Raw genomic sequence first — 26,690 nt, 5'->3', positions numbered from 1 at the left:
GCTGCGGCGTTCAGTTCTCGGCCTTGCCGTGCCGCCAGTACCCCATGAACGCGACCTGCTTGCGGTCGATGCCGACCCCGCGCACCAGGTGCCGTCGGAGCTCCTTGACGCAGCCGGCCTCGCCCGCGATCCAGGCGTAGACAGGGCGCGACTCCTCGGTGGCCGGCACGTCCCAGAGGACCTGCTCGTCGACGTCGACGTCCGCCAGCTCGACGGCGTCCCCACAGGCGGGACCCGCGGCGACAGGTGCAGCACCGGCGACGACCGTCGACGCCCACGCGTGCACCTGGTCGGTCATGCGGACGCCGTGGGTCGCACCGTTCCGGGCGATCCAGCGGACCTCGACCCCGGCGGGCGCGCTCACGGGCAGCCGGTCGGCGTCGGTCGGCACCTCGATGAAGACGTGTCCGACGGTCGAGACGTCGAGCGCCTCGAGGATGGCGCAGATGGCCGGGGCGGCGGTCTCGTCCCCGGCGAGCAGGATGCGGTTCGCGTGCCCGGGTGCGAACTCGGCGGCACCGGTGGGCAGGTCCTCGGGCGACTCCGGCACGCGGGGTCCGACGATCCGGAGTTCGTCGCCGACCCGGCAGGACGACACCCAGCGTGATGCGGGTCCGGCGTCGCCGTGTGCGACGAAGTCGATGTCGAGCTCACGGGCGTCGGGCCGGAACGAGCGGACCGTGTAGGTGCGCAGCGGGTTGCGTTCCGCGTCCGGCAGCGCACGCCAGGCGGCGTACCAGTCCTCGTCCTCGGGCAGTTCGGAGAACCCCACACCGTCGAGCGGCAGGACGACCTTGATCCGCTGGTCGAGCCCGACCGAGGAGAAGTCCGCCAGGGCGTCGCCCGTCAGCGTCACCCGGACGAAGTGCGGGGTGAGCGACGTGACCGCTGCCACACGGACGGAGAAGACGCGGTACCGGGTTGCCACGGATCCGAGTATGGCATGCCTTACCTAACGTCTCCAGACCCCGCAGACGGTGCGAAGATCGCTTCCGTGCCCGATGCCCCCGACGACGAATTCGCAGACCTGGCCGCCCTCGCCCGCGCGAGCGGCGTGACGGAGCCGCTCCGCGCCTCCAGGCAGGTGGTCCGCACCGATGACGGGCAGGAGACGTCCGCCATCCGGTGGGGCGACCGGGAGGCCCGGATCACCTACCTGCACGGGCTCGGCATCGACGCCCACAGCTTCGACCAGACCGCGATCGCCGTCGGCGAGCCGGCGGTCGCCCTCGACCTGCCCGGCCACGGCCGGTCGTCGTGGCGGGACGACGCCGACTACGGGGCGTCCGTGACGGCGCCGACCGTGCTCGCGGCGCTCGACGCCCTGGAGGTCCCGCCGGGGATCGTCGTCGGGCACTCGCTCGGCGCGATCCTGTCGGCACGGCTCGCGGCCACGGCACCGGAGCGGGTGACCGGGCTCGTCCTCGTCGACATGTCGCCGGACTTCGCGCAGCGGGCGGTCGACCGGATCGCCCGCGCGCTCGAGGCCGAGGAGCCCTTCGCCACCCTGGACCAGGTCGTCGACCGGGCGGTCGAGGCACGCGTCGGCGACGACCGGCACGTGCTGCTGCGTGAGGCGCGCCACACCACGCGGCTCGGTGACGACGGAGCGCTCGTGCGGCGCCACCACTTCCCGCACCTGCCCGCCGGCCGCACGTCGTCGGTGGGGCGCTTCGCCGACGCCTGGCCCGACCTCGAGGCCCTGCGCGTGCCGATCCTGCTCGTCCGCGGCGACCGCGGGTACGTCTCGCCGAAGCTGCACGCCGCGTTCGCCGAGCGGCTGCCGGAGGCCGAGATCGTGACGGTCACCGCACGGCACGCAGTGCAAAACCAAGCGCCCCTCGAACTGGCTTCGGCGATCCGGGCATGGGCCGCACGTCACGGATTGTTGCACCGGATCGATGAACCGTCGCGGGACCGCACCGGCCCCCGGTAACCTCGTGCGAGCGCGAGCTGTGACCATCGCCCTCGCGTCCGGAAGGAACCCACACCCCATGAGTCCGCTCCTGCCTCGCCGTACCGCTCGGGCTGCGCGCACCACGCGCCTCGGACGTGCTGCCCTCGCCGCAACCGCGGTCGCCGTCGTCTCCGCCCTCGCGCTGACCGGCTGCTCCGGCTCGTCGAACGAGGACGGCGGCGCCGACGCCACCGTCCGCGTCGGCCTGGTGCTCGAACCGACCAGCCTCGACATCCGCACGCAGTCCGGTGCAGCGCTCGACCAGGTGCTCATCGACAACGTGTACCAGGGGCTCGTCGGCCGGACCGCCGACGGCGACATCCGCGACGTGCTGGCCTCCGAGCACGAGGTCTCCGACGACGGCCTGACCTACACGTTCACGCTGCGCGACGGCATCACCTTCCAGGACGGCAAGGACGTCACCGCGGCCGACGTCGTCTGGTCGCTCGAGCAGGTCAAGTCGAACGAGACCTACGTCGACTCCGCCAAGCTCGCGGGCGTCACCTCGATCACGTCCCCGTCGACCGGCGTGGTCGAGCTCAAGCTGGCGAAGCCCGACTCGGACCTGCTCTGGAACCTGACCGGCCGCTCCGGGCTGGTGCTCGAGAAGGCCGCGACGAACGACCTGTCGGACACCGCGAACGGCACCGGCCCGTACGAGGTCGCGAGCTGGAAGCAGGGCGACTCGCTCACCTTCGACCGCAACGACGACTACTGGGGCACGAAGGCGAAGGTCGCGAAGATCGTCTTCCGGTACATCACCGACCCGTCGACGGCCGTCAACGCCATGGCGAACGGCGACCTCGACGTCCTCAACCCGGTCGACGGAACACTCAAGAGCCAGCTCGACGGTAACTCGGACATCGCGCTGCACTCCGGCAAGACGACCGACAAGTACACGCTCGCGTTCAACGACCAGAAGGCGCCGTTCACCGACAAGAAGGTGCGCCAGGCGATCCGGCAGGCGATCGACCCGAAGGCCCTCATCAAGGCCATCGGTGGCACGGGCGTCGAGCAGGGCGGCCCGATCCCGGAGCTCGACCCCGGGTACGAGGACCTGACCGACATCGACGCGTACGACCCCGACAACGCGAAGCAGCTCCTCGCCGCCGCCGGTCAGGAGAACCTGAAGCTCACGCTGACGTACGCGAACATCTACCCGGCGACCATCGGCGACGTGCTCAAGTCGCAGCTCGCCGACGTCGGGATCACCCTGACCGTCAAGCGCGTCGACTTCGCGACCTGGCTGTCGACGGTGTTCCAGGCGCCGAAGTCGGGTGAGCGCGACTTCGACCTGTCCATGGTCGACCACGTCGAGGCCCGCGACTTCGGCAACTGGGCGAACCCCGACTACTACTTCGGGTACGACAACGCCGAGGTGCAGTCGCTGTACGCCGAGTCGATCGCGGCCACCGACGAGGACGCCAAGGTCGACGCCCTGCGGAAGGCCGCGAAGATCGTGAGCGAGGACGCCGCCGGCGAGTGGCTCTACACGGCCACCGAGATCACCGCGGTGCGCTCCGGCGTGACGGGCTTCCCGGTCGACGGCGGCAACTCACGACTCGACCTGTCGAAGCTCGCCGTCAAGTGAGACGACCCGCGCCCGGAGCTCCGAGCACGTGACCCGGTTCCTGGTCGGCAGGCTGCTGCTGTTCGTCGTCGGGCTGCTCGTCGCGAGCGTCATCATCTTCGCGACCCTGCGGGTGCTCCCCGGCGACGTCGCACAGGTCGTCGCCGGCACCCAGTCGACCCCGGCGCAGGTCGAGCAGCTCCGGCAGCAGCTCGGCCTCGACCGGCCCGTCGTGGTGCAGTACCTCGACTGGATCGGCGGGGTGTTCCGCGGCGACCTCGGCCGGTCCCTGGTGACCAACGGGCAGGTCGCGCCGGAGATCACGCAGAAGCTGGCGATCACGCTGCCGCTCGCGGGCATGTCACTCGTCACCGCGCTCGTGGTCGGCGTCCCCCTCGGGGTCGTCGCCGCGGTGCTCCGCCGTCGACCGGGCGGCGCCGTCATCGGGTTCGTGGCGCAGGCCGTCGCCGCGATCCCGGTCGTCTGGGCCGGCATGCTGCTCGTCGCGCTGTTCGCCGTCACGCTGCACTGGCTGCCGACCCAGGGCTTCCCGCTCGACGGCTGGTCCGAGCCGGGGCGGGCGTTCGCGTCGCTCGTGCTGCCCGCCCTGACCATCGGCGCGGTCGAGGGTGCCGTCATCCTGCGCTTCACCCGGTCCGCGACGCTGTCGGTGCTCGACGCCGACCACGTCCGCACCGCGGCCGCGATCGGGCTGACGCGCACGCAGGCGTTGCTCCGGCACGGGCTGCCCTCGGTCGCCCTCACCGTGCTCGCCGTGCTCGGGGTGCAGATCGCCGGGCTGCTGGTCGGAGCCGTCGTCGTCGAGCAGCTGTTCTCGCTGCCCGGGGTCGGTCGCATGCTCGTGACCGACGTCGGGCGCCGCGACGTCACGAAGGTGCAGTCCGAGCTGCTCGTGCTCACCGGGCTCGTGCTGCTGGTCGGCTTCGCCGTCGACGTCGTGCACCGCGCCCTCGACCCACGCCAACGCGAGGTGTCCGGATGATCCACCGCCTGCTCTCCCGCCCCACCGGGGTCTTCGCCGTCGTCGTGCTCGGCCTGCTCGTGGTGCTCGCCGCGGTGTCGCTCGTGTGGACGCCGCAGGACCCGTTCCGCGCCGATCCGTTCCAGCAGTGGGAGGGCCCGAGCGCCGCGCACTGGTTCGGCACCGACGCCGCCGGCCGGGACATCGCGAGCTACCTGCTCGCCGGCACCCGCACCACCGTGCTCGTCGCCGTCGGAGCCGGGGTCATCGCGAGCGTCGTCGGCATCGTCCTGACCGCGATCGGGTCCCTCACCGCCCGCTGGGTGCGCGAGGGCACGGCCGTCCTGCTCGACATCCTGGTGGCGTTCCCGACCCTGCTGACCGCGATGCTGCTGACCGCGGTGTTCGGCGGCTCGCTCGGGGTCGTCATCGTGAGCGTCGGCCTGTCCTTCGGCGTCACGATCGCCCGGGTCGCCCGCGGCGAGATCCGGCGTATCGCCCGCAGCGACTACGTCACCGCCGCCCGGGCCTCCGGTGTCGGTGGTGTCGGGGTGCTGTTCCGCCACCTGGTGCCGAACGCCGCGCCGCTGTTCACCGTGCAGCTCTCGCTCGCGATGGCCACCGCGGTCCTCGCCGAGGCCGGTCTGTCGTACCTGGGCTACGGCGCCGGGTCGGACACGGCGTCGTGGGGCAACCTGCTCTCCGACCTGCAGACCTACATCGGCGTGCACCCGTGGAGCGCCACCTGGCCGGGAGCCGCGATCGCGCTGGTCGTCGCGGCGCTCTCCCTGCTCGGTGACGCGATCCGCGACGCCACCGACCCACGGCTGACGACGAACGACCGCGCAGCGGGCGGCGACCGCCGCACCGACCCGGCCCCGACCACCCCGGGGGTGACCGCATGACCGACCGCAGCCACAGCCACAGCCGCAGCGACACCGGCCCCGGCGGGCTCGCGGTGGTGGGGCTCTCCGTCCGCATCGCGGGGCGGACGATCCTCGACGACGTGACGTTCACCGTGCCTCCCGGCGAACGCGTGGGCGTGATCGGCGCATCCGGATCCGGCAAGTCCATGACCTCGCTCGCCCTGATGGGCCTGGAGCCCGCCGGCGCGACCGTCACCGGCAGCATCCGCCTGGACGGCACCGAACTCGTCGGCCTGCCCGATCGGGAGCGTGCGAAGCACCGCGGATCCGGCATCGGCATGGTGTTCCAGGAGCCCGGCACCGCCCTCGACCCGCTGCGCCGCGTCGGCGCGCAGATCGCGGAGCCGCTGCGCCTGCACCGCGGACTCGACCGGCGGGCGGCACGCGTCGCGGCGACCACCCTGGCGGCGGACGTCGGACTGCCGGACCCGGAGTCGCTGCTGCGGCAGTACCCGCACCAGCTGTCCGGCGGGCAGCGACAGCGGATCTGCATCGCGATGGCGATGGCCGGGCAGCCCGCGTACCTCGTGGCCGACGAGCCGACCACGGCGCTCGACGTCACGACCGAGGCACGGATCCTGGACCTCTTCGAAGGGCTGCCGGCCGGCATGGTCTTCGTCACGCACGACCTCGCCGTGCTCGCGCGGATCGCCGACACCGCCGTCGTGCTCGACGGCGGACGGGTCGTCGAGCAGGGCTCGGTCGCGTCCCTGCTCGCCGCGCCGCAGCACCCCGCGACCGTCGCGCTCGTCGACGCCGCGCGCGCCACCGCCCGTCGTGCCCGTCCGTCCGGAGGCTCCGCATGACCGCCATCCTCGACGGGGTCGGGCTGCACCGCACCTACCGGCTCCCCCGCCGCGGGCCCTTCGAACCGGGCCCCGTCCGCACCGCCGTCGACGGCGTCGACCTGACGGTCGCCCCCGGCCAGCGGCTCGGGATCGTCGGCGAATCGGGGTCCGGCAAGTCCACCCTGGTCCGGCTGCTCGCCGGCCTGGAGGCACCTTCCGCGGGTTCCGTGACCGCCTCCGGTCGTCCGGTGGTGGCGTCCGGGTCCGCGGCCGCGATGCGCTGGTTCCGTCGCGAGACCGGGGTGGTGTTCCAGGACCCGTACGCGTCCCTCGACCCGCGGATGCGCGTCGGCGCGATCGTCGGCGAACCGCTGCGGGCACTGCGGATCGACGGGGATCACCGGACGCTGGTGCGCGACGTGCTGGAGCGGGTCGACCTGCCGGCAGACGTGGTCGACCGGTACCCGCACGAGTTCTCCGGTGGGCAGCGGCAGCGCATCGCGATCGCCCGGGCCGTGGTGCACGGGCCGCGGATCCTGTTCGGCGACGAGCCGATGAGCGCCCTCGACGTGGTGGTGCGGGCACGGGTCATCGAGCTGTTCCGCTCGCTCGCCGACGACCTCGGGCTGACCATGGTCCTGGTGTCGCACGACATCGGTGTGGTCCAGCGGCTGTGCGACACCGTGGCCGTGATGTCGGCGGGACGCATCGTGGAGCACGGGCCGGTGTCGCTGCTCGATGCGCCGGAGCACCCGGTGACGCGGGCGCTCGTGGACGCTGCGCCGACGCTGCCGTAGGGGCGGGCGCGGGGCGGGGCGGCACGCGATTCGCGACATCCCACGAGTCGATCGACGCGTGGCCTGTCGGAACATGCACACGCACCGGATGCACGTGCATGATGCGACGATCCACGAGGTGATCGACGCGTGCTTCGTCGGAACATGCACACGCACCCACCTCGCTCCCCAGCGCGTCGCCAGGGGTGTGCGACTCCTGTTCGACTGGGCGGGACTCCTTGCCCACTGAGCGGGACGCCGGGACGATCGACCTGCACCGATCGCTTCTCGAAGGGGAGAACGCATGAGCAAGTCGCACGACATCACCAGGCGCACGGCACTCGGACTCGGCATCGTCGCCACCGCATCGGCAGCGAGCGGGGTGCTCGGCAGCACACCGGCGAGTGCCCACGGCCGCGCCCACCCCGGCGCAGGCGCAGGCCCCGCCGGCCCCGGCCCCGGCCACCCCGGTCGCCCGCACCTCGCCGCCGCGGTCGAGCGGGAGTTCGCCGCCGACACCACCACGGTCCTGCGGAACCCGCTCAACGGCTGGGCGCTGTACGGCTCGTCGGCACCGCCTGCGAACTACTGGACGCAGTACGACGACGTCCCGCTGCCCGACGGCACCACGGTCACGGTGTCCGACCACGCCTCGGTCATGTACATGCGGGTCTCGTGGACGATCCTCGAGCCGTCCGAGGGCGTGTACGGCTGGGACACGAACGCGGCGTTCGCGGGCATCCTCGCCGAGGCCCGTCGCCGTGGGCTGCGGCTGGCCTTCCGCGTCGTGGTGGACAGTCGCGACAAGTCGTCGGACTTCACGCCCGCGTGGGTGCGTGCCGCCGGGGCCGCCGGGTACGAGACGCAGACCGGCAGCAAGACCGTGTGGAGCCCGTACCCGGACGACCCGGTGTTCCAGGCGAAGTACGCCGCGTTCGTCGCGGCCTTCGGCGAGCAGTACGACGACCCGGCCACGACGGACTTCATCGATGGGTACGGGCTCGGCAAGTGGGGTGAGGGCCACTCGATGCTGTACCAGGACGCCGCGAACCGCGAGCCGGTGTTCGACTGGATCATCGACCTGTACCAGGAGCACTTCACCCGGGTGCCGCTGGCGTTGAACTACCACCGGATGATCGGGGGCCCGAAGGACTGGGGCGCCCCGGACCCCGAGAGCGAGCGGATGCTCGACGGCGCGTACGAGAAGGGCTACGTCCTGCGCCACGACGCCTTCGGCATGACCACGTACTACGCGGACTGGGAGAAGTCGATGGCCGCGAAGTGGCGGTACCGGCGGCCGATCATCATGGAGGGCGGGTGGGTCACGGCCCAGCACGACGTCACGCAGGACCCGCGCGGGTACGTGACGACCGCCGACGTCCGTCAGGGCGAGTTCGACGACTCGGTCGAGGCGCACGTGAACATGATGGACCTGCGGAACGGCGAGGCCCTGTCGTGGTTCGCGGCGCAGACCTTCCCGTTGACGCAGCGGTTCGACGCTGAGGGCGGCTACCGCCTGCACCCGTCGCGCGTGGTCGTGCCCGGTTCGGCGTCCGCCGGCGCGACGGTCGACGTCACGCACGAGTGGACGAACACCGGGTGGGGCTACCTCCCCGACAACCTGCCGGTGTGGAACGGCAAGTACAAGGCAGCGGTCGCGTTGCTCCGTGCGGACGGCAGCGTGGCCGGGACGTTCGTGGACACCGCGTCCGACCCGTCGACGTGGTTGAAGGGCTCCCCGACGTCGTACGCGTTCCGTCCGTCGCTGGCCGGCGTCGCGGCGGGTGCGTACCGGTGGGGCATCGCGATCGTCGACACCACCGCGGGCAACGCCCCCGGCATCGAGCTCGGTGCGCAGGGCACGCAGCAGGCGGGCTGGCTGGTCGTCGGCGACGTCACCATCGCCTGAGACGCGACTGCCTGGAGGCCCGGTGCCGGTCCACGAGACCGGCACCGGGCCTCCAGGCAGTCGCCCCCGCCCCGTCCCGTCAGCGCGCGAGGAGCGTCACGGCGCGCGTCAGGAACGCGCGGTGCTCCGGTGACGCGAACGACGCGGCGGAGTGGCCGAGCGCGTCGTAGACGGTGGTGCCGCCGCCGGGTCGTTCGTGCACCCAGGCGAGCGGGTGCCGCTCCCCCTCGTGCTCGTGGTCGAGCAGGACCCGCACCGAGGGCGAGACCCGCAGGTGCGTGTAGCGCTCGTCCTCCAGGGTGAAGTCCGGCAGGCCGGCGGTGATCGGGTGCGCCGCGTCGACCACCCGGACGGTCGCGGGCCCGAACGGCGGGTGCATCGTCGTGCCGCGCTCCCACACCCCGCCGAGGGCACGCTCCCAGTGCGGGTCGTCGGCGAACGACGTCGCGGCGACGTGCAGCACGAGCAGCGGCACGTCGCTCGCGAGCAGGCGGTGGAAGCCGGCCCGGGCGTCGGTGAGCGGGACCGGGCGGTCGTCCCGGGGCAGCCCGACGTCGACGACGACGAGCGACGGCAGGGGTCCGGTCGCGAGGGCGGCCAGGGCGGTGTCCACGTCCTCCGGTTGCTCGAGCGCGACGCCGGCCGACGCAGCGAGCGCCGTGACCGCCGCGTTCGTCTCGGCGAAGGGGTGCCACGGGTCGGTCCAGCGTCCGGAGCCGCCGAGCAGGACCGCGCTCACGGTGTCGCCCGGGTCACGGTGAGCGCGTGCTCGCCGTCGGTGGACGCCTGCCGCGCGACGAGCCGCACACGGTGCACCGCCGGGCCCCAGACCCGCTCGAGCTTCGCGTCGTCGACGTCCCGCCGCTCGACGTGCACCGCGAACCGATCGGTGTCGACGGACAGGTGGGCGGGGCCGACGCGCAGCCCGCCGTCGACGGGCACGGGTTCGTCGCGGGTCATGAGCACCAGGGTCATCGTGCCGGGCTCCGCGAACGTCCAGGTGTCGCGGACGACCACGCGTTCGGTGGCGCGGTCACGGGGCACCGCCCGGTCGAGCGTCGCGGTGCGGTGGAGCGATCGCAGTCCGCCGGTCGCCGGGTACGCGGCGGTCAGGTCGGCGGACCACGACGCGACGTCGCCGTCGTCCTCGAACACGGTGCCGGTCGCGCGGAACGCGGCGCCCTCGTGCTGTTCGACGCCGTTCGGCAGCGGGACGGTGTGCCAGGCACTCCGCATCGTCCAGATGCCGTAGCGGTGCTCCGGCATGAACGTCTCGCGGCGGTACACGCCCACCCCGACGTCGATGAGCACCGGTTCGCCGTCGAGCGAGACGATCACCCCGCCGGCGTCGTTGTGGTTGTGACTGACGTCGTTGTGCCCGCCCTTCACCGCGAGGACGAACCCGTCGGTCGCGCCGTCGTGGGCACGGGCGACGGCGACCTCGGTGCCGGGCAGCCACAGCGACGCGGGCATCCCGGGCTCGGCCGGCCCGTCGGTCCACGAGGGGTCCCGCAGTTCCGCGAGCGTCCGACGGAACAGCGCGGCGAGCTGCCCGTCGAACCGCAACGCGTGCTGCCGGCCCATCCACCGGGCGTGCCGCACGACCCGGTCGTCGTCGACGCGCTCCCCGAAGCGGGCGAGCAGGTCCCAGTTCGCGTTCTCGGCCAGCGCCGGGGAGCCGTCGGAGTGGTTGACCTGCGTCGCGGCACCGATCTGCATGCCCATCGGGAACCGGGCCATCGCGGCGACCGGCTCGACCGAGAAGCCGTCGAACGCGCCGCCGGTGAGCTCCTCGACCAGGTCCAGGGCCTCGAACAGGGTCGCGCCGGCCCACCACCAGTACGTGGCACCCTCGTCGCAGCTGCCGTCGGCGTCGTAGCCGGCGCGGAACCGGTCGAGGATCACGAGCGCACGGTCGATCGTCGCGGCGAGGCGATCGCGGTCGGGCTCGACCACGGCGGCGCACACGAGCACGTTCGACACGATCCACGGCGCCCAGTTGTTCGGCGGCCCGTCGACCCCGTGCCAGAAGTACACCTCCTGCTCCCACGGGTCGAGCACGCGGCGGCGGATCTCGTGGTGGACGTGCGCGCGGATGCCGGGGCGGTCCTGCTCGAGGCGCTCCCCCGCGATCGCGTCGATCGCCGCAAGCATGCCGCCGACGTAGGCGTCGGACAGGTCGAGCACGTCCCGACCGGGCACGGGCAGGAACGGCCGGCTGCCGTCCTCGGGCAGCGCGTAGTGCGACGGCAGGCACCAGGCGCGCAGCTCCAGGATCCGCCAGACCTGGTCGCCGAGCACGTCCGCCCACTCGGCGTCGCCGGTCACGCCGAGTGCCAGGGCCGCGGTCGCGGCGGACTCGAGCAGGTTCCGCTGGGCCCGCTCGTACGGCTGGCGGTTCCCGTCGCGACTGTACGTCGCCCACAGGGCGAGGGTCGGGAAGGTGACCGCCGCGGCGGCGCGACGGTCGTGCGCGACCGCGAGCAGGGCCTCCCGGTCGGCATCCGCGACGTGCGCCCACGCCGGGCGGTCGCTGACGGGAGGCGCGGGTCGCCACGTGCGCGGACGGAGCGCCGCGCGCGCTGCCGGGGTGAACCGGTCGGTGAAGGACGGGGCGTCGACGGTGACGGTCATGGGGTGGTCTCCGGGTGGTGACGGTGGTGGACGGGTGCTGGCGGCTGGTGGGTGGCAGCTGGTGGCGGCGGTTGGTGGTGGCGGCCGGTGGGCTGCAGCTCAGGCCTGGACGGCGAAGCCGTCGGGGACGATGGGGTCGGTGAACGCGCCGGTGGCCGCGAACGCGATGGTCTCGCGCACCGCGTTGTCGGCGAGCCGACGCAGCTCGTTGCCCAGGGATCCGGCGATGTGCGGCGTGATGAAGGTGTTCGGCGTCGACCGCAGTCGGGCGTCCGCTGGCAGGCGTTCCGGCTCGGTGACGTCGAGGACGGCGGCCAGGTCGCCGCGGTCCAGGCGGTCGGCGAGGGCGTCCTGGTCGACGATCGCCCCGCGCGCGGTGTTCACGAGCGTGGTACCCGGCCGCATCCGCCCGATCACGGCACGGTCGACGAGCCCCCGCGTCGACGGCAGCAGCGGCGCGTGCAGGGTGACGACGTCGCTCGAGGCGGCGAGGGTGCCGAGGTCGACGGCGGTGACGCCGAGCAGCGCGGCCTCGTCGTCGTCCAGGTACGGGTCGCTCACGAGCACGCGGACGTCGTAGTCGCGGAGCCGTTCGATGACGGCCCGCCCGACGCGCGAGGCGCCGACGACACCGACGGTCACGCCGTGCATGCCGACGACCGGCCACGAGCCCTCGACGTCGACCGGGGTGTCGTCCGAACGCAGAGCGGCGGCGCTGGCGAACGCCCGCTTGGCGGCGAGCACGATCACCGCGACCGTGAACTCGGCGACCGGGACGGCGTTCGCGGCGGCGCTCGACGCCACGGCGATCCGTCGCTCCCACACGTCGGTGTCGACGACGGGCTTGACCGACCCGGCGGAGTGCACGACGGCGCGGAGCCGCGGCATCCGGTCCAGACGGTCCGCGGACAGCACGGGGGTGCCCCACCCGGTGACGAGCACTTCGGCGTCGGCGAGCAGCGGGAGGTCGCACGGGTCGTCCGGGTCGAGCGGACGGTCGGCGACCAGCCGGACGGCCTCGGAAGCGTGCAAGGCGGCGAGGTCGCCGGGGTCGAACACCCGGGTGAAGGTCGCCTCGGGCATCACGAAGGCGACGGGGACGGGCGAGCGGTGCGCGTGGCCGCGTGGGGCGGGGGGCACGGGCACCGCCGGGGGCGCGGGCTGCGCTCGGGGCGTGACGGGGCGTGACGTCATCGTCGGACGGTTCCTCTCCGGGGGTACGGCGTCCCCATGCCAGCGTTCGGCGGTGTGCGGAGTCAAGCCGCGGGGCGCAAACGCTCACGAAGTGAACACGACGGGCGCGCGGATTGCGCGCCGGCCGCTCACCGGCCGGGGACGACAGCCGCGGTCGACGCCCGCACGCTCAACGTCGGCGCCAGGGTCATGTGCCGACGGGCGAAGCCGACCTGCGCCGTCGCCGAGATGCGCTCGAAGCACATCGTGGCCGCGAACCGGCCGACGTCGTTCTTCGGGGGCGCGACCGCGGTGAGCGGCACCCCGGCGAGCGCCGCGACCTCGTCGTCGTAGGCGACCACGGACAGGTCGTCCGGGATCGAGAGGCCCATCTCGGTGACGGTCTCGACGAACTCGACGGCGTACTGGTCGGAGTGCACGAAGACGGCGGTGGTGCCGGTGGCGAGGCAGCGCTCGATGAAGGCCCTGGTCGCGGCACCCACACCCTGGTCGTCCGGGATGACCTGGACCGGGGCGTCGGGGTCGAGGCCGAGTTGCCGGACGGCGCGGTCGTACCCGGTGCGGAGCTGCGGGGTGGTCGGGGTGTCGAACACGGCCATGCCGATGCGGCGGTGCCCGAGTTCGGCGAGGTGGCGGACCGCGATGCCGGCGCCGGACTCGTGGTCGCTGCGGACGGACTCGAGCGCGGAGCCGACGGGGGCCTCGACCACGGAGCGTTCGACCACGACGACGGGCATCGGTGCGTGGTCGAGGAGCTCGAGGGTGGTGAAGGCGTCGGCGACGGTGGTGGTGACGAGCAGCCCGTCGACGCCGGCGGCGATGAGGCGTTCGACCTGCTGGCGTTCGCGGGCGGGTTCGTAGCGGGAGACGCCGAGCACGACGCGTCCGCCCAGGGCCTCGGTGCGTTCGGCGACGCCGGCGACGATCTTCGGGAAGTAGTAGCCGGGGTCGGGGACGACGAGCCCAAGGGTGAAGAGCGCGCCGCTGCCGTCGGTGGTGTCCCGGTCGGGGCGGGGTGCGGGTCGGTGCGGTGCGCCGGCGGTGGGCAGGGTCTCGACGGAGACGGCGCCGCCGTGCACGCGCCGGAGCACGCCGCGGTCGGCGAGTTCGGACAGGTCGCGGCGGACCGTCATGGCCGAGATCCCCTCGCGCTCGGCGAAGTCCGAGGCGGACAGGGTCCCGTGCACGCGGAGCTCGGCGAGGATCCGTTCGTGGCGTCTGGTCGGGTGCATCGTCGCTCCCAGTGTTCGATTCGTGTGCGGGTGAATACCGCGGCTTGACCGTCATCATACGGACGCCACAGGATGACGAAACCCCCAGCCACGTGAGCAAAGGAGCCACATGAGCGCGACGCTGGTCGATCCGACCACCGAGCCACGGACCACCCGGTCCGGTGGCGCCCCGGCCCCGCGGAAGGTCCCGTTCCTCGCTCGGCTGCGGCGCGACTACCCGCTGCTGCTCATGGTGGCGCCGGCGGTGGTCCTGCTGCTGCTGTTCGTGTACGTGCCGATGATCGGCAACGTCATCGCGTTCATGGACTACCAGCCGTACATCCCGATCGCCCAGAGCCCGTGGGTCGGGTTCACGAACTTCCAGCTGATGTTCGCCGACCCGGAGTTCTGGCGGGCGACGGTGAACACGCTGGAGATCACGTTCCTGCAGCTCATCCTGTTCTTCCCGGTGCCGATCGCATTGGCCATCCTCATCCACTCGCTGGTGTGGCCGTGGCTCCGGGCGACCGTGCAGTCGGTGCTCTACCTGCCGCACTTCCTGTCGTGGGTGATCGTCGTGGGCTTCTTCCAGCAGTCGCTGGGGTCCGGCGGTGTGGTCAACCACACGCTGCGGCAGCTCGACATGGGGACGATCGGGATCATGAGCGACCCGGAGACGTTCAAGCTGTTGCTGACGTCACAGGTGATCTGGAAGGACGCCGGCTGGGGCACGATCATCTTCCTGGCGGCGCTCGCGGCGATCGACGACAACCTGTACGAGGCGGCCGCGATCGACGGGTCGGGAGCGTGGAGCCGGTTCTGGCACGTCACGCTGCCGGGCATCCGTCCCATCATCGTGCTCCTGCTGATCCTGCGGCTCGGCGAGGCCCTGTCCGTCGGGTTCGAGCAGATCATCCTGCAACGGAACGCCGTGGGGGCCGATGCCGCCGAGGTCCTCGACACCTACGTCTACTACCACGGCGTCGTCGACGGGAACTGGTCCACGGGCATCGCGGTCGGTCTGGTCAAGGGCCTGGTCGGGTTCGTCCTCATCATGGCGGCGAACAAGGCCGCCCACATGCTCGGTGAGCAGGGAGTGTATTCACGGTCATGAGCACCATCGCCCGTCCGGTCTGGGCCGGAAAACCCACACCCGTCGTCCTCGCACTCAAGGCCGTCGCGATCGTCCTGATCCTCGCCGTCGTGCTGTTCCCGTTCCTCATCGTCTTCTCGACGAGCGTGTCGAGCCAGGCGGACGTCACCGCTGCCGGCGGCTACGTCGTGTGGCCGCGGTCGTTCGACCTGTCCGCGTACGTGCAGATCCTGTCCGGCGGGGTCGTCACCCGCGCCGTGGTGACCACGTTGCTCGTCACGGTCGTGGGCACCGTCATCAGTCTGGCGTCGACGGTGCTCGCCGCGTGGGCGCTCAGCCGACAGGGATCGCTGTTCCAGCGGCCGCTGCTGACCTTCGTGCTCATCACGTTCCTGTTCGCGCCGGGGATGATCCCGCTGTACCTGATGGTGAAGCAGCTCGGACTCCTCGACAACTACTGGGCGCTGATCCTGCCGAGCGCGTTCAGCGTGTTCAACATGGTGGTCGTCCGCGGCTTCATGATGAGCATCCCGCAGGAGCTCATCGACAGCGCGAAGATCGACGGCGCCGGCGAGTTCCGCATCCTGTGGCAGCTCGTCCTGCCGCTGTCCCGCGCGGTCATCGCCGTCGTCGGCCTGTTCTACGCCGTCGGCTACTGGAACGCGTTCTTCAACGCGCTGCTCTACCTGTCGGACTCGACGAAGTGGACGCTGCAGCTGGTGCTGCGCACCTACGTCCTGCAGGGCTCCAGCCTGGTGTCCGGTGCCGGGTCCGACGCCTCGATGCAGCCGCCGGCGGAGTCGATCCAGATGGCCGTCGTGATGATCGCGATCATCCCGATCCTCGCCGCCTACCCCCTGGTGCAGCGCCACCTCACCAAGGGCGTCCTGACGGGCGCCGTCAAGGGCTGACACGGCCCCACCACCCCACTGCCACCCGACGCTTCAAGGGAGAAGCCATGACCGACACCACCACCGGCGGCCTCAGCCGCCGGACCCTCATCTCCGGCGCCGCCTTCGGCCTCGTCGCCCTCGGCGCCGCCGGCAGCCTGACCGGGTGCTCCACCGGCGGCAACGCCGCGACCATCTCGGACCAGGTGGCCGCGCTGCCGACCTACGTCCCCATCACCAAGGGGCCGAAGCCCGACCTGCCCGGCAACGGCGTCGTCCAGCCCGTGTACTACTCGTACCCGCAGGACAGCGAGCTCTTCACCTCGGTCACCGGCAAGGTCGGCGACGGCGAGAAGACCACCGGGTTCGTCGTGACCTACGCGGCGCCGCCGCCGGCGCAGAACTCGTTCCTCGACTACGTCGGCGGCCTGACGGACACCGAGTACAACCTGACGTTCGTGCCCGGCGACTCGTTCGCCGCGAAGTTCGCGACGATGACCGCCGGCAACGACATCCCGGGCATCGTCGAGTTCCTGACGTTCGCAATGCCACCACGGTTCCCGCAGCTGCTCGACGCGAAGTTCGCGGACCTGTCGGAGCACCTCTCCGGCGACGCCGTCAAGGACTACCCGAACCTGGCGAACATCCCCACCGCCTCGTGGCGGAGCGCCCGCATCAACGGGAAGATCTACGGCGTCCCCGAACACCGGCCGCCGTTCGGGTCGGTGATGATCTGCCGCCCCGACCTCATCGAGCAGCTGACGGGCGCAGCACCGGCCCCGAAGGACAAGGACGAGTTCACCGAGCTGTGCACGGCCGTCACCGACGCCAAGGCCGGCCGGTACGCGATCGCCGGCCAGGGCGGGGCGAGCGGCGTCGACTGGGCGTACGACTTCATCGGCGCCACCTTCGGCGTGCCGAACCAGTGGGCGATGTCGAAGGGCGGCGAACTCACCCACAAGAACGAGACCGACGCGTGGCTCGAGACCCTCAGCTACGTCAAGAAGCTCTGGAACCTCGGCGTCTTCCACCCGGACACCCCGAGCCTCGAGAGCGCGAAAGCGAAGACGTACATCAACAACGGCACCGTGCTCATGCACCTCGACGGCATCTCCGCCCTGCTCGACGTGTCCATGCCGAAGGGGATCGTCACGGGCGGCATCGTGCCCTTCGGAGCGACGGGCGGCCCCGGTGCGAACTACCAGGGCACGTCGAGCTTCTCGTTCGCCGCCCTGAAGAAGACGACGCCCGAACGCATCAAGGCCCAGCTCCGGCTCATCGACTACCTCTCCGCACCGTTCGGGTCGAAGGAGGCGTTCACGCTGACCCACGGCGAGAAGGGCGTCCACCACACCGGCAGCGGCCCGGACGCGACGCTGACGAAGGCCGGCGAGCAGACCATCAACGCCAGCGCGCTGTACCGACTCGGCGCCGGCCCGCAGGTGCTGAACACCGCGGTCCGCTTCGACGAGCAGCTGCGGCAGTCGCACCAGTACCAGACCAAGACGCAGGACATGCTCGTGAAGAACCCGGTGGACGGCTTTTACTCCCCCTCGGCCGCGGCGACGGCGTCGGCGAGCACCGCGTTCAACAGCGTGTGCAACGACTACGTGCTCGGGCGGACGAACCTGGCGAAGGTGAAGGCCGCACGGGCGACGTGGGTGTCGGCCGCCGGGGACAAGATGCGCCGCGAGTACTCCGAGGCGATCGAGAAGCAGAGCTAGCCCGGGCGGCGGCTCGCACGCGTTCTGCGACGTTCCACGAGTCGATCACCGAGTGCTTCGTCGCACCATGCACACGCATCCGATGCACGTGCATGGTGCGACGTTCCACGAGTCGATCGACGCGTGGATCGTCGGAACATGCACACGCGTCGACCCCCGCGCAGGCGGTCAGGCGGTCCAGGCAGCCGGGTGCCGCCGCTGCCAGCGCAGCCGCCGCTCGAGCTGGGCCCCGATCGCGAGCAGCACCCGCTCGCCCCCGGGCCGCCCGATCAACTGGACGCCCATCGGCAGGCCGCCGCCGTCCGGGTGGTCGTCGGCGGTGACCCCGACGGGCAGGGTGATCGCGGGCAGCCCGGCCACGTTCGCCATCGAGGTCCACGGCGAGTACGCGCACTGGCGGCGGAAGTCCTCGTCCGGGTCGTCGCCGTACCAGCCGAGCGGCCGCGGGGTCAGTGCGAGGGTCGGTGACAGGACGGCGTCGAACCGGTCGAACGCACCGATCAGCGTCGCCGAGAACGTGTCGAGCACGGTCATCGCGTCGAGCACCTGCGTGCCGGTGAGTCGCTGTCCCCGCTCCACGAGCCACGCCACCAGCGGCGTGAGCGCCGTCAGGTCGATGCCGGGGACCATCGGCAGCCGCGCCGCGGAGCTCTCCCACGCCACCCGGAACGCGTCGGCGTACGGCGCCCGCGGCATCTGCACGTCCTCGACGCCGTGCCCCAGTTCGCCGAGCACCCGCACAGCGGTCTCGACGGAAGCGCGCGCCGCGGGGTCGACCACGACGTCGACGGTGTCGTCCCACGGTGAGCCGTCGAGCAGCCCGACGACGAAGCGTCCCTCACCGCGGACGGCCGCCGCGGTGAACGGGCCGTCACCGCGCGACGGCGTGACCAGGGCGTACGGCGACGGTTCCGGCAGGCCGGTCGGCGCGACGAGGGCGTCGAGCAGCATCCCTGCGTCCGCGACGGACCGGGTCAGCGGCCCGGCGACGGAGAGCCCGCCGACACCGGAGCGACCGGGCATCGTCGGCACCCGCCCGCGGCTCGGCTTCAGGCCGACGAGTCCGGTCGCGGCGGCCGGGATCCGGACCGATCCCCCGCCGTCGGACCCGACGGCCGCAGGAAGCAGCCCGGCCGCCACGGCGACCGCCGCTCCGCTCGACGACCCACCGGGCGCGCGGGTCGTGTCGTAGGGGTTCCGCGTCACGCCGAACCGCGTCTCCGACGACGACGACATCCCGAACTCCGGTGACGCCGTCTTGCCGAGGCTCACCGTGCCGGCGGCGTCGAGCGCCGCGACGAGCGGGTGGTCGGCCCCGGCTGGGCGCTCCGGCAGACTCGCGGTGCCGGAGCGCGTGGGGACCCCGGCGCGGTCGTACAGGTCCTTGTCGGCGGACGGGAGGCCCCACAACGGTCTGGACGTCGGCACCAGGTCCCCGAGACGGTCGGCTCTCGTGCGCGCGGCGTCCGCCGTGACCGTCACGAACGCACCGAGGGCCGGGTCGAGGCGCTCGATGCGGGCGAGGTAGTGCTCCGTCACCTCGAGCGCGGTCGCCTCCCCCCGGCGGATCCAGTCCCAGAGTTCCTGCGCGGCGAGGTGGTGGAGTTCGAACACGGTTCCCGAGCCTAGGCGGCGACGGTGCCGGTCGTGCGTCAGTGCTGGTCGACCGTCAGTGCTGGTCGTACGCGTAGAAGCCGCGGCCGGTCTTCACGCCCAGGTGCCCCGCGTCGACGTACTGCCGGAGCAGCTGCCGCGGGCCCTCGGGCAGGTGCGGGTCCTCCGCCGCGTAGTGCTCCTCGATGTCCAGGACCACGTCGAGCCCCACCTGGTCCATCATCCGGAACGGCCCCGCGGGCGAACCGGTGTTCACCGCGAACATGGCGTCGACGTCCTCCGGCGTGGAGACCCCGTCGGCCACGACCGCCAGGGACTCGCGCTTGATGGCCGCCCAGATGCGGTTGAAGATGAACCCGGTCGACTCCTTGCGGGCGACGAACGGCCGGACGCCGTAGGTCGGCAGGACCTCGAGCAGCAGGTCGATGACCGCGGGGTCGGTCTCCCCGTCGCTCATCAGGTCGACGGCGTTCTGCGCCGGCGGCATGTAGAAGTGCATGTTCAGCACGCGCTCGGGGTGCTCGACCTCGTCGATCACGAGTCGGCTCGCGTACGACGACGAGTTGCTCGCCAGGATCGTGTCCGCCCCGACGGCGCGGTCGAGCTGCCCGAACACCGTCGTCTTGAGGTCGAGGCGCTCCGGTATCGCCTCGACGACGAGCCACGAACCGGCGACGGCCTCGTCCAGGTCGTCGAACGCGCGGACGGTGCCGACCGCGCCCCCGTCCCGCGCCGCGGCGAGCGCCGGGAGCTCGCGCTCGACGTACTCGACGGCGGCCGTGCGGACCGGCTCGGCGAGGTCGTACACGCGGGACTCGCCGCCGGCGCTGGCGAACACCAGGGCGATGCGACGACCGAGGGTCCCACCGCCGATCACGGTGACGGGTCGGTTGCGGATGTCGGTCGGCAGGGAGAAGCCCATGGTGTCCTTCGTTCTCGGGTGTACGTTCGATACACAACGTACTCAGTACGGAACGTATCGCAACTCGACAAGGAGTTCCCATGCAGGCCTCGGACGTCCTCCGCCACGCCACCACCCCCCTCACCGGGCCGGTCTACCCGCTGCGCCCGACGCGCTTCACCGATCGCGAGTACTTCAACGTCGTGTACCGGACCGACCCCGACGCCCTCCGCGCCGTCGTGCCGGAGCCGCTGCAGGTCGACGCGCCGCTGGTCCGGTTCGAGGTCATGAAGATGGGTGACGTCGACGGCTACGGCCCCTACGTCGAGTCCGGTCAGGCGATCCAGGTCACCCACGACGGCGAGGTCGGCGAGTACCTGCACGCCATGTACCTCGACAACTCCGCGGCGACGCTCGCCGGTCGCGAACTGAGCGCCTACCCGAAGGTGCTCGGGACCCCGGGGTTGCGCGTCGACCAGGGCGCCCTCGTCGGCACGCTCGACCGCGGTGCCGAGCGCGTGGCGACGGCGACCATGGCGTACCAGTGGGAACCGATGGACCCGGTCGAGGCCGCGGCGCAGATCACGGTGCCGACCTGGATGGTGAAGCTCGTCCCCGACGTGACGACCCTGGGGCTGCGCGCCGCCGACCTCGTGCGGACCGAGATCACCGACATCGTCGTGAAGGGGGCCTGGACCGGGCCCGCCCGCCTGCAGCTGTTCGAGCACGCCCTCGCGCCGATGGCCGACCTGCCGGTGCTCGAGGTCATCAGCGCCTCGCACGTCCTGACCGACCTGACGCTCGCGCCGGTGCGGTCCGTGCACGACTACCTGGCCGACCCGCGCCGGTCGGACGACGCCTCCTAGGATGAGCCGATGTCCCCACGAGTGAGCGACGACACCGCCGCAACCGCCCGCCCCACCCGGCGGCGCAGCAGCACCCGCGCGGAGCTCGTCCGCGCGGCCGAGGCGCTGTTCGACGAGACCGGATCGGCCTCGGCCAGCGTCGAGGCGATCGTCGCGCGTGCGGGGTTCACGCGCGGGGCCTTCTACTCGAACTTCGCGACGACCGACGAGCTCTTCTTCGCGGTGTACGAAGCGCAGGAGGCCGTGGTCGTCGAGCGGCTCGCGGACGGCTTCCGGGCCGCGCTCGGCACGACCGATCCGCAGTCCGTCGACGCGATCGTGTCCGGGGTCCTCGGTGGCCTGCCCCCCGAGGGCAAGTGGTACGCGATCCGCTCGGTCCTGCTGTCCCGGGCGCGACACGAACCCGAGCTCCGGGCACTGCTCCGAGCGCACACCGACGCCTTCCACGCGGCACTCGAACCGCTGCTCGTCGAGTCGGTCACGGCACAGGGCCGGCGCCTCACCGTCGCCCCGGACGTCTTCACCCGCGCGGTCGTCGCCGCGCACGTCGGCGCGGTCAGCCAGACGGTGCTGTACGACGACGCCGCGACCATCCGCGTCGCCGCGGTGCGGGGTGCACTCCTCGGGCTCAGCGAGCCGGCGCACGAGCCCGACGACCCCGCCGACACCGCCGACACCGCCGACGCGGAAGGCGCAGCGTGATCGTCCCCGAAGCCGCGGTCCCCCTGTTCCTGCGGGCCACGCACGCGAACGCGCCGTTCGTCACCGAAGCGGGAGCGCACCGAGCCGTCCGCCGACAGGCCCTCCGCCCCGAGCCGTTCGGACCACCGAAGCGCCTCCGGCCCGACGTGCGCGTCGACGTCCACCGGCAGGGTGGCTCCCCCGTGTACACCGTGACCCCGAGCCGACAGCCGCCGCTCCGCGACCTCGTGTACGTGCACGGCGGCGGGTGGGTCCACGAGATCGCCCCGCAGCACTGGGCGCTCATCGCCCAGCTCGCCGCCGAGGCGCGCGCCACCGTGACCGTGCCGATCTACCGACTCCTGCCGGACGGCAACGCTCGGCAGGCGCACGACCTGGTCCTCGACGTCGCACGCCGCGTCATCGACCGGCGCGGACGGGTGCAGCTCGCCGGCGACTCCGCCGGTGGGCAGATCGCGCTGTCGGTCGCCCAGACCCTGCGCGACCAGGGCGTCCGGTCGCTCCGGACCGTCCTGGTGTCACCGGCGCTCGACCTCGGCTTCTCGAACCCGCGCATCCCCGAGGTGCAACCGAGCGACCCGTGGCTCGGTCGCGACGGGGGCCGTGTCCTCGGTCACCTGTGGGCCGACGGCCTGTCGATCGACGACCCGGTCGTCAGTCCCCTGGCCGGATCGTTCCACGGCCTCGGCCCGATGCTCGTCCACACCGGGACCCACGACGTGCTCAACCCCGACGCGCACCTGCTCGTCGCGGCCGCCCGGGCAGCGGGCGTGGACGTCACGCTGGGCGAGCGCCCCGGCGCCCTGCACGTGTTCCCCCTGCTGCCGACGCGCAGCGGACGAGCAGCACGGCAGGAGATCGTCGCGGCCGTCCGCGGCACCTGACCGTCAGCGCAGGAACCGGCCGGCGCGTGCCCGTGACGGCCACGGCGGCGGACCGCCGGCCGTCCTGCGCGACGCGGGGCGGGCCTCCCGGTCGGACCGTCAGACCATCAGACGCCCAGGTGGGCGGCGAGCACGTCGCGGACGCTCGTCCACCCGTGCGGACCGAAGCGGTCGTCGTCGACGTGGTGGAGCTCCGCCTTACCGCTGAACATGCTCACGAAGTACTGCATGCCCTGCCAGGCCGGGAACGGTTCGGCATCGTCCTTCGACAGCCGACGGCCGATCCGTGCCATCGCCGACAGCGTGCCGGTCGTCCCCGCCCACTGCAACCGGAACGGGGTGCCGGTCAGTCGGGACATCGTGTCGGCGATCGACCGTGCCGTCACGCGGTCACCGGCGACCTCGACCACACGGGGTGCGTCCGCGTCGAGTGCGACGAGCGCCGTCACGCGCGCGACGTCGTCCTTCGTGGTGAAGTCGAGGACCTGGTCGGCCGACGACCAGTAGAGCACCCGCTGGCGGTCGAACAGGATCAGCGGCGCCTGACCGGTGAGCATGTCCGTGAACGCCCCGTTCAGCACCGAGGTCGCACGGATCGGCGCAGCGTCGAGGGCGGCGGCGAACTCGCGGCGGAGCTCGAAGTTCCGGTTCGAGCCGGGCGTGATCGAGCGGTAGTCGGCGGCGTAGTCCGAGGGGATGAACCGCGGGACGCCGGCCTGGACCGCGGCGTCGAGCAGGGCACGCTGGGCGTCCACGATCACGGCGCGGGTACCGCTGACCGTGGAGACGACGACGTCGACCCCGGCGAGCGCCGTGACCAGCGCCGGTGCGTCCGTGTAGTCCGCGGTGACGACGTCGATGCGGTCGTCGTCGGCGAACTGCCGCTGGGCGCCGGTGCTGGACGGGCGGGTGAGGACGCGGACACGGGTGTCGTGCTGCAGGAGCTCGCGGACGATGCGTCCGCCGAGGTCTCCGGTGGCGCCGGCGACGAGGACGGTGGTGGTCATGGCCGCCACGCTACGGGTGCGCGGGTGCGGCGGGTACAGGTGCGGAGTCCACGTATCCTGCGGAGGTGGACACGACTCTCCCCTCCGGCACGACGAAGCGCCGGATCGAGCTCCGGCTCGCTCGCCCCCTGCTCACCTGGTTCGCCCGCCCGACCGTCACGATCGACGGGGTCGGGCACCCGGCGCAGTGGGGCACCGGCACGTGGGCAGTCGCCGACGACGGCCGGACCGTGATCGGGGTGTACCTGTTCAACCGGGCATGGCGCTTCGGCGCGGCGACGGTGACCGTCGGCGGTGCCGAGGTGCTCGAGTACCGCGCGGGTGTGCTGCCCGTCGGCGCGGGGCGGTTGGCGCCCCTGCCGGTGCTGGGTCTGCCGGGCCGACATTCGCGCTGAGCGACACTCTTCGCGGCGTGGGGCCCGAGGAATGTCGCTGAGCCCGAGACCCGGGCCCGGCGCCCGGCCAGGCCCGGCCCGGCCCGGTGCTACTCGTGCTCGATGTCGGAGAACAGGCCGGTGAACGTGGCACCCGTGCCGCCGAGCTGCTGGAAGAACGCCCCGGCCTCGGCGGTCGCCACTGCGTCGGAGGCATCCCCGTACGAGGCGAAGTACAGGTCGAGGGTGCGGTGCGCCGGTGTGGGCGTGCCGTCCTCCTTCGGCCAGACCTTCGCCGCCTCGAGCCGCTGCAGGCCGGGCAGCTTCGCGGCGAGTGCCTCGAGCTCCACGTAGGACTGCTCGAACGCCGACGGGTCGGCCGGGTTGTCGATGATCAGGGTGATCTTCGTGGTCATGGCGTGCTCCTGCGGGTGTCGGTGGGACGGGTGACGGTGCAGCGCCCACTCCACTCCGTTCCGCGCACCGCTGCCCGGGATCGGCTACTCGAACATCTCGGCGAGGAGTGCGTGCGGGTCACCGTCGACGACGTGTGCCGAGGGCGGCTCCGGCCAGTGCGTCGTGCCGTCGTCCGGCCAGCACGGCACGACGTGGAAGTGCAGGTGCCGCACGCTCTGCCCGGCGTCGGCGCCGGAGGCCTGCAGCACGACGGTGCCGGTGGCGCCGAGTGCGCCCCGCATCGCCCGTGCGACACGCTGCGCGAGCGCGACGGTGGCGGCCAGTGCCACCGGCGCGGCACCGAGCAGGTCGTCGGCGTGCTCGACCGGTGCGACGAGGGTGTGCCCGGGCGCGAGCGCCGACCCGGGCAGCGGCGCGAACGCGACGGCGTGTTCCTCGCGCTCGACCCACACGGCCGGTTCGTCGCCGGCGATGATCGCGCAGAAGACGCAGGATGCCATCCGTCCAGTGTGCTGCACCCGGAGCACCGGGCGCTCCGAGGGCGGTGCCGTGCGCGCGCCGCCGCGTGGGACGATTGGCGCATGACCGCCACGCTCGTCGCCAAGGGCCTGTCCGGCGGGTACGCCGCTCGCACGCTGTTCGACTCCCTCGACCTCACGGTGGCACCGGGCGACGTGATCGGCGTCGTCGGCGTGAACGGTGCCGGCAAGTCCACCCTGCTCCGACTGCTGGCGGGTGTCGACGAGCCCCTAGCGGGCACGGTGTCGCTCGCACCGACCGACGCGTTCGTCGGCTGGCTCCCCCAGGAGCACGAGCGGATCGCGGGCGAGACCGTCGCCGCGTACATCGCCCGACGGACCGGCTCGGCCGAGGCGACCGAGGCCATGGACGCCGCGGCTGCCGCGCTCGGCGACCCGGACGCCGGCGACGCTGCCGCGGACCGCTACTCGACGGCGCTCGACCGCTGGCTCGCCGCGGGCGCCGCTGATCTGGAGGACAGGATCCCCGCCGTCCTGGCCGACCTCGGCCTCGAGACCGGAACCGATGACGACGGCGTCGGGCCGGACTCGTTCATGACCGCGCTGTCCGGTGGGCAGGCCGCTCGGGTCGGGCTGGCGGCGCTGCTGCTGTCGCGGTTCGACATCGTCCTGCTCGACGAGCCCACCAACGACCTCGACCTCGACGGGCTGGACCGGCTCGAGGGGTTCGTCCGGGGCCTGCGCGGCGGGGTCGTGCTCGTCAGCCACGACCGGGAGTTCCTGGCACGGTCGGTGACCAGCGTGCTCGAGCTCGACCTGGCGCAGTCGTCCAACCGGCTGTTCGGCGGCGGCTACGACTCATTCCTCGAGGAGCGCGAGATCGCCCGGCAGCACAAGCGCGACGCGTACGAGGACTACGCCTCCACCAAGGCCGACCTGGTCTCCCGCGCCCGCACACAGCGCGAGTGGTCGAGCCAGGGCGTGCGCAACGCCATGAAGAAGGCCCCGGACAACGACAAGATCCGGCGCAAGGCCGCCTCGGAGTCGAGCGAGAAGCAGGCGCAGAAGGTCCGCCAGATGGAGTCCCGCATCGCGCGGCTCGACGAGGTCGAGGAACCCCGCAAGGAGTGGCAGCTCGAGTTCACGATCGGCAGCGCGCCCCGGTCCTCGGCCGTCGTGGCCACCCTGTCCGACGCCACCTTCACGCAGGGCGACTTCACGCTCGGCCCGGTGTCGTTGCAGGTCGACGGCGGCGACCGCATCGGCATCACCGGACCGAACGGCGCCGGCAAGTCCACGCTGCTCCGGGCACTGCTCGGCAAGCAGGCACCGACGACCGGCACCGCCTCGCTCGGGTCGAGCGTCGCGATCGGCGAAGTCGACCAGGCCCGTGCGGCCTTCACCGGCGACCAGTCGCTCGCCGCGGCGTTCGAGGCGATCGTGCCCGAGTACACCACCGCCGACGTCCGGACGCTGCTCGCGAAGTTCGGGCTGAAGGCCGACCACGTCGGACGGCCCGCGTCGGCGCTCTCCCCCGGCGAACGGACCCGCGCCGGACTCGCGCTGCTGCAGGCCCGCGGGGTGAACGTGCTCGTGCTCGACGAACCGACGAACCACCTCGACCTGGTGGCCATCGAGCAGCTCGAACAGGCACTGGAGTCGTACGACGGCACCCTGCTGCTCGTCACGCACGACCGGCGCATGCTGGAGACCGTCCGCCTCGACCGGCAGTGGCACGTCGACGCCGGCCGGGTCACCGAACGCTGACGACACCAGGAGCACACACCCAGAC

25 protein-coding genes are annotated in these 26,690 nt (G+C 72.3%); 15 read left to right on the top strand and 10 right to left on the bottom strand.

Annotation, left to right across the window (positions count from 1 at the left end):
• Window positions 1–10: 10 nt before the first annotated feature.
• Entirely contained in the window at window positions 11–928 is a 918-nt protein-coding gene (locus EDF23_RS00840; RefSeq protein ID WP_243648766.1) for a siderophore-interacting protein, read from the bottom strand.
• Between the two features lie 66 nt (window positions 929–994).
• On the opposite strand from EDF23_RS00840, the gene EDF23_RS00835 reads away from it, so the two are divergent.
• The 7 genes from EDF23_RS00835 (at window position 995) to EDF23_RS00805 (ending at window position 8,908) form a co-directional block, all read left to right on the top strand.
• A complete protein-coding gene (locus tag EDF23_RS00835) occupies window positions 995–1,936 on the top strand; it encodes an alpha/beta fold hydrolase (protein WP_165900968.1) in 942 nt (313 codons plus the stop codon).
• Window positions 1,937–1,994: 58 nt separating this feature from the next.
• Window positions 1,995–3,548, top strand: coding sequence for an ABC transporter substrate-binding protein (locus EDF23_RS00830; RefSeq protein ID WP_131920008.1), 1,554 nt, complete (start codon window positions 1,995–1,997; stop codon window positions 3,546–3,548).
• Window positions 3,549–3,576: 28 nt separating this feature from the next.
• Window positions 3,577–4,530, top strand: a complete 954-nt coding sequence (locus tag EDF23_RS00825) for an ABC transporter permease (protein ID WP_131920006.1) — start codon at window positions 3,577–3,579, stop codon at window positions 4,528–4,530.
• Entirely contained in the window at window positions 4,527–5,414 is an 888-nt protein-coding gene (locus EDF23_RS00820; RefSeq protein WP_131920004.1) for an ABC transporter permease, read from the top strand. Before EDF23_RS00825 ends, EDF23_RS00820 begins: the two co-directional genes overlap by 4 nt.
• Window positions 5,411–6,241: an ABC transporter ATP-binding protein gene (locus EDF23_RS00815; protein WP_131920002.1), complete on the top strand. Its 831-nt coding sequence runs from the start codon at window positions 5,411–5,413 to the stop codon at window positions 6,239–6,241. The genes EDF23_RS00820 and EDF23_RS00815 overlap by 4 nt, the downstream gene beginning before the upstream one ends.
• The gene (locus EDF23_RS00810; RefSeq protein ID WP_131920000.1) at window positions 6,238–7,020 is read left to right on the top strand and encodes a dipeptide/oligopeptide/nickel ABC transporter ATP-binding protein; all 783 of its coding nucleotides are present in this window, start codon (window positions 6,238–6,240) and stop codon (window positions 7,018–7,020) included. The genes EDF23_RS00815 and EDF23_RS00810 overlap by 4 nt, the downstream gene beginning before the upstream one ends.
• 283 nt (window positions 7,021–7,303) lie before the next feature.
• Window positions 7,304–8,908 (top strand): DUF4832 domain-containing protein, encoded by a 1,605-nt coding sequence (locus EDF23_RS00805; RefSeq protein WP_131919998.1) that lies wholly within the window; start codon window positions 7,304–7,306, stop codon window positions 8,906–8,908.
• A 79-nt stretch (window positions 8,909–8,987) separates the two neighbouring features.
• Here the strand turns inward: EDF23_RS00805 and EDF23_RS00800 are convergent, their stop codons facing one another.
• From EDF23_RS00800 to EDF23_RS00785, 4 genes are all read right to left on the bottom strand, one after another.
• Complete coding sequence (locus EDF23_RS00800) at window positions 8,988–9,647, bottom strand: ThuA domain-containing protein (RefSeq protein ID WP_165900967.1); 660 nt, start codon at window positions 9,645–9,647, stop codon at window positions 8,988–8,990.
• Entirely contained in the window at window positions 9,644–11,542 is a 1,899-nt protein-coding gene (locus EDF23_RS00795; protein WP_131919994.1) for a heparinase II/III family protein, read from the bottom strand. Before EDF23_RS00795 ends, EDF23_RS00800 begins: the two co-directional genes overlap by 4 nt.
• Window positions 11,543–11,641: 99 nt before the next feature.
• Window positions 11,642–12,736, bottom strand: a complete 1,095-nt coding sequence (locus tag EDF23_RS00790; RefSeq protein WP_131919992.1) for a hydroxyacid dehydrogenase — start codon at window positions 12,734–12,736, stop codon at window positions 11,642–11,644.
• 128 nt (window positions 12,737–12,864) lie between these two features.
• Window positions 12,865–13,968: a substrate-binding domain-containing protein gene (locus EDF23_RS00785; protein WP_123937745.1), complete on the bottom strand. Its 1,104-nt coding sequence runs from the start codon at window positions 13,966–13,968 to the stop codon at window positions 12,865–12,867.
• Between the two features lie 109 nt (window positions 13,969–14,077).
• Here EDF23_RS00785 and EDF23_RS00780 point away from each other — a divergent pair, with 109 nt between their 5' ends.
• The 3 genes from EDF23_RS00780 to EDF23_RS19060 are packed head-to-tail and all read left to right on the top strand — an operon-like array spanning window position 14,078 to window position 17,654.
• On the top strand, window positions 14,078–15,061 hold the full coding sequence (locus tag EDF23_RS00780; RefSeq protein ID WP_123294248.1) for an ABC transporter permease subunit: 984 nt from the start codon (window positions 14,078–14,080) through the stop codon (window positions 15,059–15,061).
• The gene (locus EDF23_RS00775; protein ID WP_131919990.1) at window positions 15,058–15,951 is read left to right on the top strand and encodes a carbohydrate ABC transporter permease; all 894 of its coding nucleotides are present in this window, start codon (window positions 15,058–15,060) and stop codon (window positions 15,949–15,951) included. The genes EDF23_RS00780 and EDF23_RS00775 overlap by 4 nt, the downstream gene beginning before the upstream one ends.
• A 47-nt stretch (window positions 15,952–15,998) precedes the next feature.
• Window positions 15,999–17,654, top strand: coding sequence for an extracellular solute-binding protein (locus EDF23_RS19060; protein WP_165900966.1), 1,656 nt, complete (start codon window positions 15,999–16,001; stop codon window positions 17,652–17,654).
• 168 nt (window positions 17,655–17,822) lie between these two features.
• Here the strand turns inward: EDF23_RS19060 and EDF23_RS00765 are convergent, their stop codons facing one another.
• Window positions 17,823–19,268 carry an amidase gene (locus EDF23_RS00765; RefSeq protein WP_131919988.1) on the bottom strand — a complete coding sequence of 482 codons (1,446 nt, stop codon included), beginning with the start codon at window positions 19,266–19,268 and terminating at the stop codon, window positions 17,823–17,825.
• Between the two features lie 55 nt (window positions 19,269–19,323).
• Window positions 19,324–20,190: a 3-hydroxyacyl-CoA dehydrogenase NAD-binding domain-containing protein gene (locus EDF23_RS00760; protein WP_123339781.1), complete on the bottom strand. Its 867-nt coding sequence runs from the start codon at window positions 20,188–20,190 to the stop codon at window positions 19,324–19,326.
• 80 nt (window positions 20,191–20,270) lie between these two features.
• Here EDF23_RS00760 and EDF23_RS00755 point away from each other — a divergent pair, with 80 nt between their 5' ends.
• From EDF23_RS00755 to EDF23_RS00745, 3 genes are read left to right on the top strand one after another with little or no spacing between them, the layout of a single operon-like run.
• Window positions 20,271–21,035, top strand: coding sequence for an acetoacetate decarboxylase (locus tag EDF23_RS00755; protein WP_123294243.1), 765 nt, complete (start codon window positions 20,271–20,273; stop codon window positions 21,033–21,035).
• A 9-nt stretch (window positions 21,036–21,044) separates the two neighbouring features.
• The gene (locus EDF23_RS00750) at window positions 21,045–21,737 is read left to right on the top strand and encodes a TetR/AcrR family transcriptional regulator (protein WP_131919986.1); all 693 of its coding nucleotides are present in this window, start codon (window positions 21,045–21,047) and stop codon (window positions 21,735–21,737) included.
• Window positions 21,734–22,621, top strand: coding sequence for an alpha/beta hydrolase fold domain-containing protein (locus EDF23_RS00745; RefSeq protein ID WP_131919984.1), 888 nt, complete (start codon window positions 21,734–21,736; stop codon window positions 22,619–22,621). Before EDF23_RS00750 ends, EDF23_RS00745 begins: the two co-directional genes overlap by 4 nt.
• A gap of 107 nt (window positions 22,622–22,728) precedes the next feature.
• Here EDF23_RS00745 and EDF23_RS00740 read toward each other — a convergent pair whose 3' ends face one another.
• Window positions 22,729–23,628, bottom strand: coding sequence for an NmrA family NAD(P)-binding protein (locus tag EDF23_RS00740; protein WP_131919982.1), 900 nt, complete (start codon window positions 23,626–23,628; stop codon window positions 22,729–22,731).
• Window positions 23,629–23,693: 65 nt separating this feature from the next.
• Here EDF23_RS00740 and EDF23_RS00735 point away from each other — a divergent pair, with 65 nt between their 5' ends.
• Window positions 23,694–24,023: a hypothetical protein gene (locus EDF23_RS00735; protein WP_131919980.1), complete on the top strand. Its 330-nt coding sequence runs from the start codon at window positions 23,694–23,696 to the stop codon at window positions 24,021–24,023.
• Window positions 24,024–24,112: 89 nt separating this feature from the next.
• Here EDF23_RS00735 and EDF23_RS00730 read toward each other — a convergent pair whose 3' ends face one another.
• Window positions 24,113–24,418 (bottom strand): EthD family reductase, encoded by a 306-nt coding sequence (locus EDF23_RS00730; protein WP_123294430.1) that lies wholly within the window; start codon window positions 24,416–24,418, stop codon window positions 24,113–24,115.
• Window positions 24,419–24,502: 84 nt separating this feature from the next.
• Entirely contained in the window at window positions 24,503–24,919 is a 417-nt protein-coding gene (locus EDF23_RS00725) for an HIT domain-containing protein (protein ID WP_131919978.1), read from the bottom strand.
• An 81-nt stretch (window positions 24,920–25,000) separates the two neighbouring features.
• Between EDF23_RS00725 and EDF23_RS00720 the strand changes: the two genes are divergently transcribed.
• The gene (locus tag EDF23_RS00720; protein ID WP_131919977.1) at window positions 25,001–26,665 is read left to right on the top strand and encodes an ABC-F family ATP-binding cassette domain-containing protein; all 1,665 of its coding nucleotides are present in this window, start codon (window positions 25,001–25,003) and stop codon (window positions 26,663–26,665) included.
• Window positions 26,666–26,690: the final 25 nt, after the last annotated feature.

This window comes from Curtobacterium sp. PhB128, assembly GCF_004340725.1.
GTDB lineage: Bacteria > Actinomycetota > Actinomycetes > Actinomycetales > Microbacteriaceae > Curtobacterium.
This window is presented reverse-complemented; position numbering and strand designations above follow the sequence as displayed.

Excerpts from the sequence above, each read along its gene's own strand:
- EDF23_RS00830 (WP_131920008.1), top strand. The coding sequence starts at position 1,995 with ATGAGTCCGCTCCTGCCTCGCCGTACCGCTCGGGCTGCGCGCACCACG.
- EDF23_RS00820 (WP_131920004.1), top strand. The coding sequence starts at position 4,527 with ATGATCCACCGCCTGCTCTCCCGCCCCACCGGGGTCTTCGCCGTCGTC.
- EDF23_RS00815 (WP_131920002.1), top strand. The coding sequence starts at position 5,411 with ATGACCGACCGCAGCCACAGCCACAGCCGCAGCGACACCGGCCCCGGC.
- EDF23_RS00810 (WP_131920000.1), top strand. The coding sequence starts at position 6,238 with ATGACCGCCATCCTCGACGGGGTCGGGCTGCACCGCACCTACCGGCTC.
- EDF23_RS00805 (WP_131919998.1), top strand. The coding sequence starts at position 7,304 with ATGAGCAAGTCGCACGACATCACCAGGCGCACGGCACTCGGACTCGGC.
- EDF23_RS00795 (WP_131919994.1), bottom strand. The coding sequence starts at position 11,542 with ATGACCGTCACCGTCGACGCCCCGTCCTTCACCGACCGGTTCACCCCG.
- EDF23_RS00790 (WP_131919992.1), bottom strand. The coding sequence starts at position 12,736 with ATGACGTCACGCCCCGTCACGCCCCGAGCGCAGCCCGCGCCCCCGGCG.
- EDF23_RS00785 (WP_123937745.1), bottom strand. The coding sequence starts at position 13,968 with ATGCACCCGACCAGACGCCACGAACGGATCCTCGCCGAGCTCCGCGTG.
- EDF23_RS00780 (WP_123294248.1), top strand. The coding sequence starts at position 14,078 with ATGAGCGCGACGCTGGTCGATCCGACCACCGAGCCACGGACCACCCGG.
- EDF23_RS00775 (WP_131919990.1), top strand. The coding sequence starts at position 15,058 with ATGAGCACCATCGCCCGTCCGGTCTGGGCCGGAAAACCCACACCCGTC.
- EDF23_RS19060 (WP_165900966.1), top strand. The coding sequence starts at position 15,999 with ATGACCGACACCACCACCGGCGGCCTCAGCCGCCGGACCCTCATCTCC.
- EDF23_RS00760 (WP_123339781.1), bottom strand. The coding sequence starts at position 20,190 with ATGGGCTTCTCCCTGCCGACCGACATCCGCAACCGACCCGTCACCGTG.
- EDF23_RS00755 (WP_123294243.1), top strand. The coding sequence starts at position 20,271 with ATGCAGGCCTCGGACGTCCTCCGCCACGCCACCACCCCCCTCACCGGG.
- EDF23_RS00750 (WP_131919986.1), top strand. The coding sequence starts at position 21,045 with ATGTCCCCACGAGTGAGCGACGACACCGCCGCAACCGCCCGCCCCACC.
- EDF23_RS00740 (WP_131919982.1), bottom strand. The coding sequence starts at position 23,628 with ATGACCACCACCGTCCTCGTCGCCGGCGCCACCGGAGACCTCGGCGGA.
- EDF23_RS00730 (WP_123294430.1), bottom strand. The coding sequence starts at position 24,418 with ATGACCACGAAGATCACCCTGATCATCGACAACCCGGCCGACCCGTCG.
- EDF23_RS00725 (WP_131919978.1), bottom strand. The coding sequence starts at position 24,919 with ATGGCATCCTGCGTCTTCTGCGCGATCATCGCCGGCGACGAACCGGCC.
- EDF23_RS00720 (WP_131919977.1), top strand. The coding sequence starts at position 25,001 with ATGACCGCCACGCTCGTCGCCAAGGGCCTGTCCGGCGGGTACGCCGCT.